The sequence below is a fragment of the Brevundimonas sp. genome, from assembly GCF_041911375.1.
Classification (GTDB): domain Bacteria; phylum Pseudomonadota; class Alphaproteobacteria; order Caulobacterales; family Caulobacteraceae; genus Brevundimonas.
Genome location: NZ_JAYRPA010000066.1, coordinates 1 through 15,578 on the forward strand (window position 1 = coordinate 1; position 15,578 = coordinate 15,578).

The 15,578-nt window shown below is 68.6% G+C and carries 14 protein-coding genes and 1 tRNA gene; 13 read left to right on the plus strand and 2 right to left on the minus strand.

From position 1 onward, the window contains the following. Positions 1-388: 388 nt before the first annotated feature. Positions 389-1,798 carry a cysteine--tRNA ligase gene (gene cysS / locus ACE3PU_RS11350; RefSeq protein WP_374389801.1) on the minus strand — a complete coding sequence of 470 codons (1,410 nt, stop codon included), beginning with the start codon at positions 1,796-1,798 and terminating at the stop codon, positions 389-391. 130 nt (positions 1,799-1,928) lie between these two features. Here cysS and folE point away from each other — a divergent pair, with 130 nt between their 5' ends. The 12 genes from folE (at position 1,929) to ACE3PU_RS11410 (ending at position 14,451) form a co-directional block, all read left to right on the plus strand. After that, positions 1,929-2,546, plus strand: coding sequence for a GTP cyclohydrolase I FolE (gene folE, locus ACE3PU_RS11355; RefSeq protein WP_374389803.1), 618 nt, complete (start codon positions 1,929-1,931; stop codon positions 2,544-2,546). 151 nt (positions 2,547-2,697) lie between these two features. Further along, complete coding sequence (locus ACE3PU_RS11360; RefSeq protein WP_374389805.1) at positions 2,698-3,132, plus strand: biopolymer transporter ExbD; 435 nt, start codon at positions 2,698-2,700, stop codon at positions 3,130-3,132. Positions 3,133-3,259: 127 nt separating this feature from the next. Further along, positions 3,260-5,095 carry a gamma-glutamyltransferase family protein gene (locus ACE3PU_RS11365; protein WP_374389807.1) on the plus strand — a complete coding sequence of 612 codons (1,836 nt, stop codon included), beginning with the start codon at positions 3,260-3,262 and terminating at the stop codon, positions 5,093-5,095. Positions 5,096-5,215: 120 nt separating this feature from the next. Continuing rightward, entirely contained in the window at positions 5,216-6,109 is an 894-nt protein-coding gene (locus ACE3PU_RS11370) for a serine aminopeptidase domain-containing protein (protein ID WP_374389809.1), read from the plus strand. Between the two features lie 34 nt (positions 6,110-6,143). Continuing rightward, positions 6,144-6,986 (plus strand): aldo/keto reductase, encoded by an 843-nt coding sequence (locus tag ACE3PU_RS11375; RefSeq protein WP_374389811.1) that lies wholly within the window; start codon positions 6,144-6,146, stop codon positions 6,984-6,986. Positions 6,987-7,100: 114 nt separating this feature from the next. After that, a complete protein-coding gene (locus ACE3PU_RS11380) occupies positions 7,101-7,760 on the plus strand; it encodes a Pr6Pr family membrane protein (RefSeq protein WP_374389813.1) in 660 nt (219 codons plus the stop codon). A 10-nt stretch (positions 7,761-7,770) separates the two neighbouring features. Next, positions 7,771-9,300, plus strand: a complete 1,530-nt coding sequence (locus tag ACE3PU_RS11385) for a UbiD family decarboxylase (protein ID WP_374389815.1) — start codon at positions 7,771-7,773, stop codon at positions 9,298-9,300. Between the two features lie 31 nt (positions 9,301-9,331). Continuing rightward, on the plus strand, positions 9,332-9,958 hold the full coding sequence (locus ACE3PU_RS11390; protein WP_374389817.1) for a hypothetical protein: 627 nt from the start codon (positions 9,332-9,334) through the stop codon (positions 9,956-9,958). Positions 9,959-10,057: 99 nt separating this feature from the next. Next, positions 10,058-11,839: a M14 family metallopeptidase gene (locus ACE3PU_RS11395; RefSeq protein ID WP_374389938.1), complete on the plus strand. Its 1,782-nt coding sequence runs from the start codon at positions 10,058-10,060 to the stop codon at positions 11,837-11,839. A 5-nt stretch (positions 11,840-11,844) separates the two neighbouring features. Further along, positions 11,845-12,255 (plus strand): MAPEG family protein, encoded by a 411-nt coding sequence (locus tag ACE3PU_RS11400; RefSeq protein WP_374389819.1) that lies wholly within the window; start codon positions 11,845-11,847, stop codon positions 12,253-12,255. A gap of 40 nt (positions 12,256-12,295) precedes the next feature. Beyond that, positions 12,296-13,660: a TldD/PmbA family protein gene (locus tag ACE3PU_RS11405; RefSeq protein WP_374389821.1), complete on the plus strand. Its 1,365-nt coding sequence runs from the start codon at positions 12,296-12,298 to the stop codon at positions 13,658-13,660. Beyond that, positions 13,657-14,451, plus strand: coding sequence for a 3'(2'),5'-bisphosphate nucleotidase CysQ (locus ACE3PU_RS11410; RefSeq protein WP_374389823.1), 795 nt, complete (start codon positions 13,657-13,659; stop codon positions 14,449-14,451). The genes ACE3PU_RS11405 and ACE3PU_RS11410 overlap by 4 nt, the downstream gene beginning before the upstream one ends. 174 nt (positions 14,452-14,625) lie before the next feature. On the opposite strand, the gene ACE3PU_RS11415 is transcribed toward ACE3PU_RS11410, so the two are convergent. Then, positions 14,626-14,715 (minus strand) — tRNA-Ser (locus ACE3PU_RS11415). Between the two features lie 141 nt (positions 14,716-14,856). Between ACE3PU_RS11415 and msrA the strand changes: the two genes are divergently transcribed. Beyond that, positions 14,857-15,507 carry a peptide-methionine (S)-S-oxide reductase MsrA gene (gene msrA / locus ACE3PU_RS11420; protein ID WP_374389825.1) on the plus strand — a complete coding sequence of 217 codons (651 nt, stop codon included), beginning with the start codon at positions 14,857-14,859 and terminating at the stop codon, positions 15,505-15,507. Positions 15,508-15,578 lie beyond the last annotated feature (71 nt).

Sequence of the window (15,578 nt, forward strand, 5' to 3'; positions counted from 1 at the left end):
AGTGGTGGCGGTCTTATCGCCTAACCCCATAAGCCTGCGGCGGGCCGGCGGTCTCTGCGAAGACCGTCCGGGTGCGGCCGAGTATCCCCCTCGACCCTCCGCCGCGCGCGTCCGGTATGCCGGCCGGCGAGGCGGCGCGGGTCGTTTCAGACCCGCCCCCGCTCCATCCGCTCCCGCCGCCGCAAGGTCGCAGGCCTTATGAGCCCTCCGGTGCGACGGGACGATAGAAGCATAAGGCCCTTTCCAACCCAGGCGCGTCGATCAGGGCGAGAATCCGGGAACCCATTGAAATCGCTGGGAACGGACCAGCGTCATTAGGATAGTTGGCCGGTTCGAACTCGCATCGCTTCCCCCTCTCCCGGCGGGAGATGGATGGGTCCGCGCCGCCTTAGCCCTTCACCCGCCAGGTCGCGCCGGTCGGGCCGTCCATGACGACGACGTTCAGGGCGTTCAGGCGGTCGCGGATGCGGTCGGCCTCGGGCCAGTCCTTGGCCGCCCGGGCGGCGGCGCGTTGGTCCAGCAGCGCCTCGACCTCGACGCGCAGGGCGTCGGAGACCTCGCCTTCCAGCCAGGCGACGGGGTCGGCCTGAAGCACGCCCAGGATCGAGGCGCAGGCGACCAGCCGGCCGCGCGCCTGGGACACGGCGTCCAGGTCGCCCGACGTCATGCCGCGCTCGATCTCGCTGGACAGGGCGAACAGGCTGGCCATGGCGCCGGGCGTGTTCAGGTCGTCCTCGATGGATTTCACGAAGTCGGCGGGCGGGTCGAGATCGGGCGTCTCGACCCCGCTGGAGCGATGCAGGGCGCCGTAGAGGCGATCCAGCGACTTCTTCGACTGGTCCAGCAGGCCCTGGTTCCAGTCCAGCGGCTGGCGGTAGTGGGCGCTGAGCAGCGCCCAGCGGACGACCTCGCCCGGCATGGCCTGGACCAGGTCGTGCAGCAAGAGGACGTTGCCGATCGACTTGGACATCTTCTCGGCGTCCACGGTCAGGAAGCCGTTGTGCATCCAGTAGCGGGCGTATTCGTCGTGCGCCGCCTCGCCGTGGGCGTGGCCGTGGGCGCAGACGCCCTGGGCGATCTCGTTCTCGTGGTGCGGAAAGACCAGGTCGATGCCGCCGCCATGGATGTCGATGGGCAGGCCCAGGGCCTGTTCGATCATGGCCGAGCATTCGATGTGCCAGCCGGGACGTCCCTGCCCCCAGGGCGAGGGCCAGGACGGCTCGTCGGCCTTGGACGGCTTCCACAGGACGAAGTCGTGGGGGTTCTTCTTGTAGGGCGCGACCTCGACGCGGGCGCCGGCGATCATGTCGTCCAGGTTCCGGCCCGACAGCGCGCCGTAGGCCGGGTAGGACGAGACGTCGAACAGCACGTGCCCCTCGGCGGCATAGGCGCAGCCGGCGTCGACGATGGCCTGGATCTGATCGACGATGGCGGGAATGTAGTCGGTGACGTGGGGCGCCAGATCGGGCGGCGACACGTTCAGCAGGGCCATGTCGGCCAGATAGGCGGCCTCGTAGCGGGACGTGACCTGGCCGATCGGCACGCCTTCGCGGGCGGCCTTCTGGTTGATCTTGTCGTCCACGTCGGTGACGTTGCGCGCGTAGACGACCTTGTCCGCACCGTAGGTGCGCCGCAGCAGCCGGACCAGCACGTCGAACACGACCGGCGGGCGGGCGTTGCCGATATGGGCGTAGTCATAGACCGTGGGGCCGCAGACATAGAGGGTCACCCGGTTCGGATCGCGCGGTTCGAACAGGCGCTTTTCACGGCGCAGGGTGTCGTGGATGTGCAGCGGCATCGATTAAGTCTTCAGCGGGTTTTCTTGCGGGACGGAGGGTCCGTCCCATATAGCGGCCTGATATACAGTCCCGACGGATTGTAGAAGGTAAACCGGGCGGCTGCGCCCGACCGGCCGGAAATCAGGTTCAATGAGCGTCACCCCCGCCAAGCCCGTGCTCGTCAGCGACGAGCAGACCGTCAAACGCCCCAGCCGCGAACAGGCGCTGGAGGCGGTGCGGACCCTGATCGCCTGGGCCGGCGACGACCCCGAGCGCGCGGGTTTGATCGACACGCCCAAGCGGGTCGTGGACGCCTATGGCGAATGGTTCGAAGGCTATGACGCCGATGCGGCCAAGGAGCTGAGCCGGACGTTCGAGGACGTGCAGGGCTATGACGACATGGTCATCCTGCGCGAGATCGAGGTGGAGAGCCATTGCGAGCACCACCTGGCCCCCTTCCTGGGCAAGGCCTATGTCGCCTACCTGCCCGGCGAGAAGGTGGTGGGCATCTCCAAGCTGGCGCGGGTGGTCGAGATCTTCGCGCGTCGCCTGCAGAACCAGGAAACCCTGACCAACGACATCGTCGCCGCCATCGAATCGCACCTGCAGCCCAAGGGCGTGGCGGTGATGATCGACGCGGCCCACCAGTGCATGACCACCCGTGGCGTGCATCATCGGCACGTTTCGACCGTCACGACCCGCTTCACCGGCGCCTTCAAGGACGATCCTGCCCTGATGGACCGTTTCCTGAAGCTGGCGAAGGGCTGAGACCGCCCTTTCCGGCGGTAAATTGCCGCTTCGGAACCCGCCGACGTTTAGAACCGCTTTACAAGCGTCGATCGGGACGCCAAGAACCCTTCGAAGCCCATCGGGCGACAGAACACGCCGGAAGCGGTCCGGCCAGTAAACGGAGACGCACATGGGCGCGAAGCTGAGTGGACCCGGCGGTGGTGGAAAGACCATCGAGCAGAATTCGGAAATCAACGTCACGCCCTTCGTGGACGTGATGCTGGTCCTGCTGATCATCTTCATGGTGGCCGCGCCGCTGGCGACCGTGTCGATCCGCCTGGACCTGCCGCCCCCCGTGCCGAACCCGAACGACCCGAACCCCAAGGAGCCGGTGTACGTCACCATCCAGGACTCGGGCTCGCTGTTCATCGCTGATCAGCAGACCACCACCGAGACCCTGGCCGCCGACGTCTGCAACGCCCTGGGCGGCGGCGCCTGCCGCGAGGAGCGCGTCTTCATCCGCGCCCAGCCGGAAGTGAAGTACTCGCAGTTCATGGAGGTCATGAACAACCTTCAGGAGAACGGCTTCTTCCAGGTCGGCCTGCTGAACGAAGACATCACCTGAGCCCAAGGTTCAGGACCGAAAAAAAGAGGCCGCGCCCTTCGGGACGCGGCCTTTTTCTTTGGCTGGAGGGTTGCCGGATCGGCGAAGGGCGGCCTTGATGCAGCCAGGCTGTTCGAGGAGTTCGCCCATGCGTCGCCGCACCTTCCTGTCCGCCCTGCCCGCCGGGGCGCTGGCCGCCGCCGCAGGCCAGACCGGGGCCCAGACTTCCGGGGCGACCCAGTCCCCGACGGCGGCGGCGCCCGCGCCGGCGCGACCGGCGGACCCCTACGCCGGGATCGGCATCGGCGACCGGATCGAGGGGCCGAAATTCATGGGCCGTTCGACGGTGTGGGGCATGCACGGCGCGGCGGCGACGGCCCATCCCGTCGCCACCCTGGTGGGAATCGACACCCTGCGGCGCGGCGGATCGGCCATCGACGCGGCGATCGCGATCAATGCGGCGCTGGGCTTTCTGGAGCCGGTCGCCAACGGCATCGGCGGCGACGCCTTCTGCATGCTGTGGGATCCGAAGCTGAAGAAGGTCGTCGGCCTGAACGGATCGGGGAACAGCCCGCGCGGCCTGAGCCTGGAGACGGCGCGCTCCAAGGCGATCGACGGCTATCTGCCCCGCTATGGCGCGGTGACGGTGAACGTGCCGGGCACGGTGGACGCCTGGTGGAGCGCCCACCAGCGCTACGGCAAGCTGCCGTGGAAGGACGTGCTGCTGCCGGTGGCGGAGCTGTGCGAGCAGGGCGTGCCCGTGCCGCAGGTCATCGCCTACTATCTGGAGCGCAACATGGCCGCCTTCGACCGGGGCCGCATCCCGATCGAGGAGAACGACAACAGAAAGCGCATCTGGGCCCCGACCGGCGCGACGCCGAAGGTGGGCGAGGTGTTCGCCAACCCCTTCCTGGGCAAGACCCTGCGGATGATCGCCGAGGGCGGGCGCGACGCCTTCTACGACGGCCCCATCGCCGACAGCATCGAGGCCTATTTCAAGCGCGTCGGCGGCTGGCTGACCCGCGCCGACCTGGCCGCGCACCGCACCGAATGGGTCGAGCCGATCCGCACCGATTACCGGGGCGTGGGCGTCCATGCCCTGGGGCCGAACACGCAAGGGCTGTCCACCAACCAGATCCTGAACATCTGCGAGCAGTTCGACCTGAAGGGCATGGGCTTCCAGTCCGCCGCATCGCTGCACGTGCAGGCCGAAGCCAAGCGCCTGGCGTTCGAGGATCGGGCCCGCTACTTCGCCGACCCCCGCTTCGGCGACATCCCGGTGGAATGGCTGAATTCCAAGGCCTATGCGGCCGAGCGGGCGAAGCTGATCCGGCCGGACCGGATCATGGATCGGGTGATGCCCGGCGACGCCCCGCACCACGGCGACACCACCTATTTCAGCGTCGCCGACGCCGACGGCATGATGGTCAGCTGGATCCAGTCCAACTATCGCGGCATGGGCTCGGGCCTGGCGCCGGACAACGGCCGTGAACCGCTGGGCTTCATGTTCCAGGACCGGGGCGAGCTGTTCGCCCTGACCGACGGCCATCCGAACGTCTATGCGCCCGGCAAGCGGCCGTTCCAGACCATCATCCCGGGCTTTGCGACCAAGGGCGACCAGCCGTGGATGGCGTTCGGCGTCATGGGCGGGGGCATGCAGCCGCAAGGCCAGGCGCAGATCATCGTCAACATGGTCGACTACGGCCTGGACCCCCAGGCGGCGGGCGACGCGCCGCGCTGGCAGCACTACGGCTCGTCCGAACCGACAGGCCAGCCGCAGGAAGGGGCCGGGGTCCTGCATCTGGAGAGCGGCGTGCCCGAGGCGACCAAAGCCCGGCTGCGCGCCATGGGCTGGACGCTGGGCGAACCGGACGGCGGCTTCGGCGGCTATCAGAACGTCATGATGCAGCAGAACCCCGGCGGCCGCTGGACCTATGGCGCGGCGACCGAGATGCGCAAGGACGGCATCGCCATCGCCTATTAGGGCGGCGCTGGAAAGGCGATGACGACGGGTCGCCCCAAGATGGCTGGTGGAGGCGTTCGACGCGGCTTGACCTGACGCGAGGGAAGTCGCGCATGGTCCGTGCGGATTGGAAACGGACCGATGGAACGCATGGGGCTGAAGGTCGAGGACCGCTTCGTCAAGACGAGCGACGGCTGGTCGCTGGACGCGACGATGTTCCGGTCGGAATCGCCGCGGATGGCGGTGCTGGTGTCGGCCGGCACGGGCTTTCCACGCGGCTTCTACGCCCGGTTCGCGCGCTGGATGGCGGCGCGCGGCGCGGTGGTGCTGACCTATGACTATCGCGGAATCGGCGGATCGCGGCCGGAAGACCTGGCGGCGATGCAGATGGACTATCCCGACTGGGGCCGGCTGGACATGCCCGCCGCGCTGAAGGCGCTGAAGGCGGCTGCGCCGGAGCTGCCGGTCTTCCATGTGGGACACAGCGTCGGCGGCCATTTCGTCGGCTTCATGCCCAACCAGGACCAGATCGCGCGGCACGCCTTCGTCTCGGTGGGCAGCGGCTGGTGGGGCGGGCATCACCGGACCTACAACCCGGCCGAACTGTTCTTCTGGTTCGGGCTGGGGCCGCGCCATATCCGCCGCCACGGCTATGTGAAGTCCGGCGGATGGTGGCGGGGCACGGACCTGCCGCGCGGCGTGTTCGAGACCTGGAGGCGGTGGTGTCTGAAGCCCGCCTACTTCCTTGGCGAACTGGCCGAAGGCCGGCTTGAGCCCCAGCAGTTCGCCGCGGTGCGGGCGCCGATCCGGTCGTGGATCTTTCCCGACGATCCCATCGCCACGCCACGCACCGCCGCCCGGCTCATGCAGGCTTACGCCAATGCGCCGACCGACATCGTGGTGAGGACCCCCGGCGATTTCGGCGTGAAGCGCGTCGGCCACGAGGGCGCGTTCCGCAAGGGCATGGAGCCGTTGTGGGAAGAAATCCTCGAATGGTTCGAAAGCGGCCTTTCGGAGCGGCCGTCGGACGCCTAACTGAACCGTCCCCGACAACGCGAAGGAGCGCCCCATGGCCTATGGCGACCAACCCACCGTGAAGGTGGACGACATCGAAATTCCCCTGCTGGGCTTCGGGACCTGGCAGTTGGAGCCGGACGACGCCCGCCGCATGGTCGCCGAGGCGCTGCGCATCGGTTATCGCCACATCGACACGGCCTGGATCTACAAGAACGAGAAGGCGGTCGGGGAAGGCATCCGCGACTCCGGCGTGCCGCGCGAGGACATTTTCCTGACGACCAAGATCTGGGTCGAGCACTTCGCGCACGACGCCCTGTTGAAGCAGGCGAAGGAATCCGCAGAGAGCCTGGGGACGACGCCGGACCTGCTGCTGCTGCACTGGCCCAAGACGACGCCGTCGTTCGCGGAGACGCTGGGCGCGCTGAACGAGGCCAAGGCGCAGGGCCTGACCCGGTCGATCGGCCTGTCCAACTTCCCATCCAAGGAGTTCCGCCAGGCGCAGGCCCTGTCGGAGGCCCGTCTGGTGACGAACCAGGTCGAGCACCACCCCTATCTGGGCGTCGATCTGCTGGTGCAGACGGCCGAGGAGCTGGGTTCGTCCATCACCGCCTGGTCGCCGCTGGCCCAGGGCAAGATCGTCGATGACGCCACGATCAGCGAACTGGCGAAGGCGCACGGCAAGACCAACGGCCAGGTGACGCTGCGCTGGCTGATCCAGCACGGAATCATCGCCATTCCGCGCACCACCAAGGAAAGCCGCGCGCGCGAGAACTTCGACATCTTCGACTTCGAGCTGAGCAGCGAGGAGATGCAGCGGATGGACGCCCTGAATCGCGGCGAGCGGTTGGGCGATTGGCTGGACCCGGCGTTCAGCTGGGACGCGCCGCAAGCCTGATCGCGCAGCGCTGGCGTTCGCGGCCGGACGGGAGCTAGAAGGGTTTCATGAACCTGTCCGCCGCCTACGCCCCTGTCGATCTGGACCGCCGACTGGCGGACCTGGAGCGGTAGGATGCGCCGCACGCCGCCTGCCCGCATCTGGCGCGCGACCTTCGCGGTGGTCGGATGGGCGGCCCTGGCGCTGCAGTACCTGCTGATCATCGGGCCAGGCGCGCCAGGCGCGATCCCGGCGCTGACGCTGAACTTCTTCAGCTATTTCACCATACTGACCAATGTGCTGGCGGCGCTGGCGCTGACGGCGCCGCTGATCCGGGCGGACAGCCGGCTGGGCCGCTGGAGCGCATCCGAAGGCGTGCGGGCGGCGATCGCCATGTACATCGCGGTGGTCGGTCTGACCTATCACGTCCTGCTGTCGCACGCCTGGGACCCGCAGGGTCTGGCGTGGCTGACCAATGCCCTGCTTCACTATGTGATGCCGACGGCGGTGGTGCTGGACTGGCTGCTGTTCACGCCCAAGGGACGACTGCGCTGGATCGATGCGGTGAAGTGGCTGGGCTTTCCGCTGGTCTATGTCGGATGGACGCTGGCGCACGGCTACGCCTCGGGGTGGTGGCCCTACTGGTTCCTGAACGTGCCCGCGTTGGGGTGGGCCAAGGCGGGGTTCTGGGCCGGGGTCATGCTGGCGCTGTTCCTGGGGATCGGACTGGTTCTGGTCGGCTTGGACCGCACCCTGGGACGCAGCGCGCGTGACAGCGGGCCCGCTCCCGCCTAAGCGTCGCGGCATGGCGTACAAATCCCTTCGCGATTTCATCGAACAGCTGGAAGCCCGCGGCGAGCTGGTGCGGGTGTCCGAACCCGTCTCCACGGTGCTGGAGATGACCGAGATCCAGACGCGGCTGCTGCGGAACGGCGGGCCGGCGGTGCTGTTCGAAAAGCCGGTCATGCCGGACGGCTCCATCAGCCCCATTCCCTGCCTGGCCAATCTGTTCGGCACGGTGAAGCGGGTGGCCATGGGGGTCACGCTGGAGGGCAAGGACCGGACGACGGGGCAAGACCTGCGCGAAGTCGGCGAGTTGCTGGCCTTCCTGAGAAATCCCACGCCGCCGCGGGGCCTGAGCGACGCGATGGAGATGCTGCCGCTGGCGCAGACCGTCATGGCGATGCGGCCCAAGACGGTGAAGAAGGCGCCGGTGCAGGAGGTGGTGTTGAAGGGCGATCAGATCGACCTGACCGCCCTGCCCGTCCAGTCGTGCTGGCCCGGCGAGCCGGCGCCCCTGATCACCTGGGGCCTGGTGGTGACCAAGGGGCCGTCCGACGAGCGCGAGGACGACTTCAACCTGGGCATCTATCGGATGCAGGTGCTGGGCAAGGACAAGGCCATCATGCGCTGGCTGGCGCACCGGGGCGGGGCGCAACACTATGCGCGGCACAAGAAGGCCGGAAAGCGCGAGCCCCTGCCCTGCGCCGTGGTTCTGGGGGCCGATCCGGGGACCATCCTGGCGGCGGTGACGCCGGTGCCGGACACCCTGTCGGAATATCAGTTCGCAGGCCTGATGCGCGGCGCCAAGGCCGAGCTGGTCCCCTGCAAGACCGTGCCGCTGATGGTTCCGGCCCAGGCCGAGATCGTGCTGGAGGGCCACGTCCTGCTGGACGAGTTCGAGGACGAAGGCCCCTACGGCGACCACACCGGCTATTACAACTCGGTCGAGAAGTTCCCGGTGTTCCAGGTCAGCGCCGTCACCATGCGCCGCGACCCGATCTATCTGACCACCTTCACCGGCCGCCCGCCGGACGAGCCCAGCGTGCTGGGCGAGGCCTTGAACGAGGTCTTCATCCCCCTGCTGCGCCAGCAGTTTCCGGAGATCGTCGACTTCTGGCTGCCGCCCGAGGGGTGCAGCTACCGCATCGCCGTGGTGTCGATGAAGAAGGCCTATCCGGGCCACGCCAAGCGGGTGATGCTGGGCGTCTGGAGCTATCTGCGCCAGTTCATGTACACGAAGTGGGTCATCGTCGTGGACGACGACATCGACGCCCGCGACTGGAAGGACGTCATGTGGGCCATCTCGACCAAGATGGACCCTGCGCGCGACATCACCGTGATCGAGTCGACGCCGATCGACTATCTGGACTTCGCCTCGCCCGAGAGCGGCCTGGGCTCCAAGATCGGCCTGGACGCCACCGACAAATGGCCGCCGGAGACCAAGCGCGAATGGGGCGAGGAAATCCGCATGGACGCGGCGGTGGTCGAGAAGGTCAGCGACATGTGGAGCCGGTTGGGATTGCCGGGTGACGGAACGCCGATCTGGAAATAAGCTTGGTCTTTGATCGACGCCGGGGGGCGGTTTGAGCGCGTTCGAGTTCTTCTTCAGCTTCTACGGCCTGCTGCTTGGGCTGTCGGTCGCCGAACTGGTGGGCGGTCTCGCGCGGGTGCTGCATGAGAAGCAGCGGATCCGGTTCGGCTGGCTGACGCCGGCGCTGGCCCTGTTCGTCGCCATCGACATCGCCACCTTCTGGAACCAGGCCTGGGTCATCTTTCGCGGCGCGCCGTTCAACACCTTCGTGCTGCTGATCTCGCTGGCCATCGCCGCGACCTTCTATGTCGCCGCCAGCACCACCTTCCCGCGCGTGTCGGCCGAAGGCGGCGGCGAGCGGATCGACATGGACGCCCACTTCTGGGCCCATCGGCGGCTGGTGTTCGCCTGCGTCCTGGCCGCCAACCTGATCGTCGCCTTGGTCGTGATCGTGCTGGCCATGGCCGATCCGGGGTTCGCCAGGGTGGCGCGTTCGATCAGCCTGTGGGTCGGGGTGTCGATCTTCGTGGTCGGCACGGCGACCGCGGCCTTCGCCCCCTGGCGAAAGGCGGTGATCGCGGCCTTGGCCGTGGTTCTGCTATACAGCCTGTGGAATGTGGCGAAGTCGGCGGCCACGCTGGCGGCCATGGGCGGCTGGTCGCCGGTCACCGGCGGCTGACCTTGCCACCGCGTCCCAACCAGCCCACGAAGACCCATGCGCCCTGATCGTTTCATCGTCGCGGCCCTGGCCGTCCTAGTCTGCAGCGTGAGCCCCGCCATGTCCCAGTCCCCGCCGCCGTCCCTGCCCAACGCCGCCCCCTGGGATCAGCCCTTCCTGCCGCCCGCGCCTGCGTGGGACGGCGCGTCGAAGGCGCTGCTGCGCGATGCGGGCGACCCGTGCGTGACGGCCTTCGAGGCCGATCCGGCGCATGACTTTTCGCCCAACTATGTCGACACCCGCGCCTGGTTCGACCGGCTGAACCAGGCCAGCGACCTGATCCGCATCGAACAGTTCGGCGTCTCGCCCGAGGGTCGGCCGATCTACGCCGTGATCGCGTCCAAGGACGGCGCAGCCTTTGATTCCAACAAGCCCGTGCTGATGATCCAGGCCGGCATCCATCCCGGCGAGATCGACGGCAAGGACGCGGGCATGATGCTGCTGCGCGACATCGCCTTTTACGGCAAGGACGCCCTGCTGGACCGGGTGAACCTGATCCTGATCCCGATCCTGAGCGTGGACGGGCACGAGCGGTCCGGCGCCTATTCCCGCCCCAACCAGCGCGGGCCGCGCATCCAGGGCTGGCGCAACACGGCCACGAACCAGAACCTGAACCGCGACTATCTGAAGCTGGACCAGCCCGAGATGCGGGCGGTGCGGGGCCTGACCCTGAAGTACCGGCCCGATCTTTACGTGGACGTCCACGTCACCGACGGCATGGATTACCAGTACGACGTCACCTACGGCTTCAACGGCGAGGACGGCGCCTTCAGCCGCTCGCCGAACAGCTCCGCCTGGCTGGATTCGGTGTTCAAGCCGGCGATGAACGCAGCGCTGGAACGCGAAGGCCATATTCCCGGCGAACTGGTCTTCGGCATGGACGACGACGATCCGAGGGCGGGCCTGAACGACGGCGGCCTGGGCGAGCGCTTCTCCAACGGCTGGGGCGCGGCGGCCCACGTGCCGACCATCCTGATCGAGAACCACAGCCTCAAACCCCACGAACAGCGGGTGCTGGGAACCTATGTCTTCATCGAGGAGGCGATGCGGCTGCTAGCCGAGCAGGGCGCGGGACTGCGCGCGGCGACGGAGCAGGACAAGACCCTGCGGCCCGCCGAGATCCCGGCCAACTTCGAGCAGGAGGACGCCCCGTCCTCCACCCGCGCCTTCAAGGGCATCCGTTACGAGATGGTCGACAGCGCCGCATCCGGCCGCAAGGAGATCCGCTGGCTGGGCGAACCCGATCCCGAGATCTGGTCCCTGCCCTTCTACGGCTCCAGGCCGACGCTGACGCTGAAGCGCCCGACGGCCTACTGGGTCCCCAGCTACCGCGCCGACATCATCGAGCGCCTGAAGACCCACGGGATCGAGATGGAGGCGGTGACGACGCCCCGCACCGTCGCCGTCTCCATGCTGCGCCTGGTCGAGCCCAGGCTGGCGACCCGCGCCAACGAGGGGCACGTCCAGGCTTCGGTCGAGACGGTCGAGGTCGAACCGCGCGACTGGACCTTCCCGGCCGGCTCGGTCCGCGTGCCGACCGACCAGCCGCTGGGCGACATCGTCGTGTTGCTGCTGGAGCCGCAATCCAGCGAGAGCTTCTTCGCCTGGGGGATGTTCCCCGAGGTGCTGAGCCGGGTCGAATACATCGAGCCCTACGCCATCGCCCCGCTGGCGGACCGAATGCTTGCGGCCGATCCGGCGCTGAAGGCCGAGTTCGAGGCCAGGCTGGCGGCCGAGCCGGCGTTCGCGGCCGATCCCCACGCCCGTCTGGCCTGGTTCTATGAACGCACGCCGTTTTACGACGACCGCTATCTGCTCTATCCGGTCGGGCGCGAGGATTGATGATGATGACGAGCGAAGCCGTGATGCACGCCCTGCAGGCCGCCGCCCTGTGGAGCGGCCTGCTGATCCTGCTGATGCTGGTGCTGTCCGGCATGGTGGTCAGCGGGCGCCGCAAGCATCTGGTGTCGTTCGGCGACGGCGGCCACCCCGACCTGATGGCGGCCAGCCGGGCCTTCGGCAATTGCGTGGAATATGCGACGACGGGCATGGCGGCGCTGGCGATGCTGGCCCTGGTCAGCGGACAGGCCTGGATGGTCCATACGGTCGGCGCGACCCTGCTGGCGGGTCGGATCATCCATGCGTTGGGCCTGCTGCTCCAGACGGGTCCCTCGATCGGCCGGGTGCTGGGCATGGCCCTGACCTGGATCGCGCTGTTGGCGGCGGGCGTCGGCCTGATCGCCTACGGAGTGCTGTGACGCCGGTTGCGGCGACCAAGGGGGTCCGCCATATCGGGGCATGACCGAAGTCCTGTCCGCCCCCGAGGCGTCCGTCGCTCCCGAAATCCTGAATGACATCGTCCAGGCCGCGCTGAAGGCCGGCGCCGACGCGGCCGAGGCGGTGACCGCCGATCGCCAGTCGCTGTCCGTCGGCGTGCGCAACGGCCGGCTGGAGGACGTCGAGCGCGAGGAGTCGCGCGACCTGGGCCTGCGGGTCTTTGTCGGGCGGCGGCAGGCGACGGTGTCGGCCTCGGACCTGTCGCCGGCCACGCGCGCGCGGCTGATCGAGCGGGCGGTCGCCATGGCGCGAATGGCGCCGGAAGACCCCTATGCGGGCCTGGCGCCGCAAGATCGGCTGGCGCGCGGGCCGTTCGCGAATATGGATCTGTACGATCCGACCGAGCGCGGCGCGGCCGAGCTGGAGGCCGCCGCCGCCGAGGCGGAGGGCGTCGCCCTGGCCGTGCCGGGCGTGGCCAAGTCGGAGGGCGGGCACGCCTCCTGGTCGTCCAGCCGCTGGCGTCTGGTGACCTCCACCGGGTTCGACGGCGCCTATCAGGGCTCGGCCTTCTCGCTGGGCGTCGGCGTGATCGCCGAGAAGGACGGGGCGATGGAGCGCGGCGGCGAGAGCCGCACGACGCGGCACCTGGCCGACCTGCCCGGCGCCCAGGCCATCGGCGACTTCGCCGGACGGCGCGCCACAGCGCGGGTGGGCGCGCGCAAGATCGCCTCCACCACCGCTCCGGTGATCTTCGAGAACCGCGTGGCGGGCCAGATCATATCGCCCGCCATCGGCGCCGTCGCCGGCCCGTCGATCGCGCGCGGCACCTCCTTCCTGAAGGACCGGCTGGGTCAGCGGGTGTTCGCCGAGGGCGTGGACCTGATCGACGATCCGTTCCGGCCGCGCGGCCTGGGCTCCACCCCCTTCGACGACGAGGGCGTGGCGGTTCAGGAACGCAAGCTGTTCGACGACGGGGTGCTGACCACCTGGCTGCTGAACACGGCCTCGGCGGCGCAGCTGGGCCTGGCCAGCACCGGTCACGCCTCGCGCGGCCTGGCGGGACCGTCCGGGGTTTCGACCCACAATCTGCACATGGAGCCGGGCGAGCGGACGCTGGCGCAGTTGATGGCCGACGCGGGGGCGGGCCTTCTGGTCACCTCCATGTTCGGGCCGTCGCTGAACGGCAACACCGGCGACTGGTCCGCCGGGGTGTCGGGCTTCTGGTTCGAGGATGGGGCGATCGCCTATCCGGTCAGCGAGGTGACGGTGGCCGGCAAGCTGACGGACCTCTACCTGCGCCTCCAGCGCGGATCGGACCTGGAGTTCCGGGGCGCCTTCAACGTGCCCAGCCTGATGTTCGACGCGGTGGCCATCGCGGGCAAATGATCGATCTGGCCGCCGATCTCGAACTGATCCGCCAGGCGGCGATCGACGCCGGCGCCCTGGCGCTGGCCGAGCGCGAGGCGGGGCTGACGATCGAGGCCAAGCCGGGCGGATCGCCCGTCACCAGCGGCGACCTGAAGGTGGACGCCATGCTGCGCCGGCGGCTGCTGGACGCGCGACCGGACTATGGCTGGCTCTCGGAGGAGACGGCGGATTCGCCCGAGCGCCTGTCGAAGCGCCGCATCTTCGTGGTGGACCCCATCGACGGCACCCTCGCCTATATGAAGCGGACGCCGTGGTGGTGCGTGCCCATCGCCGTGGTCGAGGACGGCCAGGCGGTCGCCGCGGTGATCCACGCGCCGGTGGTCGGGGAAACCTATGTGGCGACGCGCGGCGGCGGCGCGATACGGAACGGCGAGACGATCGCGGCCTCGGACGTCGACACCCTGGAGGACGCGTCCTTTCTGGGCGATGCTCGGCTGATCGAAGGCCCTCATTGGCCCGAACCCTGGCCGCCCGTGCGGTTCGAGAAACGAAACGCCCTGGCCTATCGCATGGCGCTGGTCGCGGCGGGCGCCTTTGATGCGGCCATCGCGCTCACGCCCAAGTGGGACTGGGACGTGGCGGCCGGCAGCCTGATCGCCGAGGAGGCCGGCGCCGCGGTCAGCGACCACCACGGCCGCCCCTGGCGCTTCAACCGCCCCGACCCGCGCCAGGCCAGCCTGATCTGCGCCGCCCCCGCCCTGCACCCCCAAATCGTCCGCCGCTGCCTGTCGGCGCCGTTGGGACGTTAGACAGCCAAAGCGCCCGCTGCAGGGAGGATCCACCAGGAGCAGCCGTTCCGCCGTCCGATCGAGGCTCCTGCCTCCGGCGGAGGCCACGGCGGGCGCGCTCGGACGGCGCAGGCCGGACTCTGGGCCAATTTCACCACACGCCTAAGGACAAGTTTGTTTGGATCCGACAGGCCGTGGCGGACAGAGAGGGATTCGAACCCTCGGTACGCTTTCACGTACACACGCTTTCCAAGCGTGCGCGATCGACCACTCCGCCACCTGTCCGTTCACGCCACGTCGTGCGCGCCGCCGGAGGTCGATCCGGCGGGAGGCGGGCCTGATAGAACACGACGGCCCCCTCGGCAAGCGCCTCCGACATCCCCATATAGGCGCCGAAGTCATTATTTCCGAAAGGAGCCCTGCCCAATGCTGTTCCAGAAGAGCGTCGAACTGCCGACCGCCGACACCGCCCTGCCCGGCCGGTCCGAGCCTTTGCGCACCGACGAGGTCCATTACGTCAACGGCCGTCCGCTGAAGGGCCCGCATCCCGAAGGGTTCGAGACCGCCCTGTTCGGCATGGGCTGCTTCTGGGGCGTGGAGCGCGTCTTCTGGAACCTGCCGGGCGTGTGGGTGACCTCGGTCGGCTATTCGGGCGGCATCACGCCCAATCCCACCTATGAGGAGACCTGCACCGGCCGCACCGGCCACGCCGAGGTGGTGCAGGTGGTGTTCAATCCCAAGGAGATCTCCTACGCCGAGCTGCTGAAGGCGTTCTGGGAGAACCACGACCCGACCCAGGGCATGCGCCAGGGGAATGACATCGGCACCACCTACCGCTCGGCCATCTACACGCTGAGCGACGAACAGCAGCGCGAGGCCGAGGCGTCGCGCGACGCCTATCAGGCCGCGCTGACCGCGGCGGGACGCGGCGCCATCACGACCGAGATCCAGCCGGCCGGGCCGTACTATTTCGCCGAGGACTATCACCAGGGCTATCTGGCCAAGAACCCCGACGGCTACTGCGGCATCGGCGGCACGGGCGTGACCTGCCCGATCGGCGTCGGCGTCGAGGCCTGACGGACGCCCCGCGGCCGCCGGCTTCACCCCGGCGGCCGACAGGCGTAGGACGGACCAAAAGATCAGGGAGT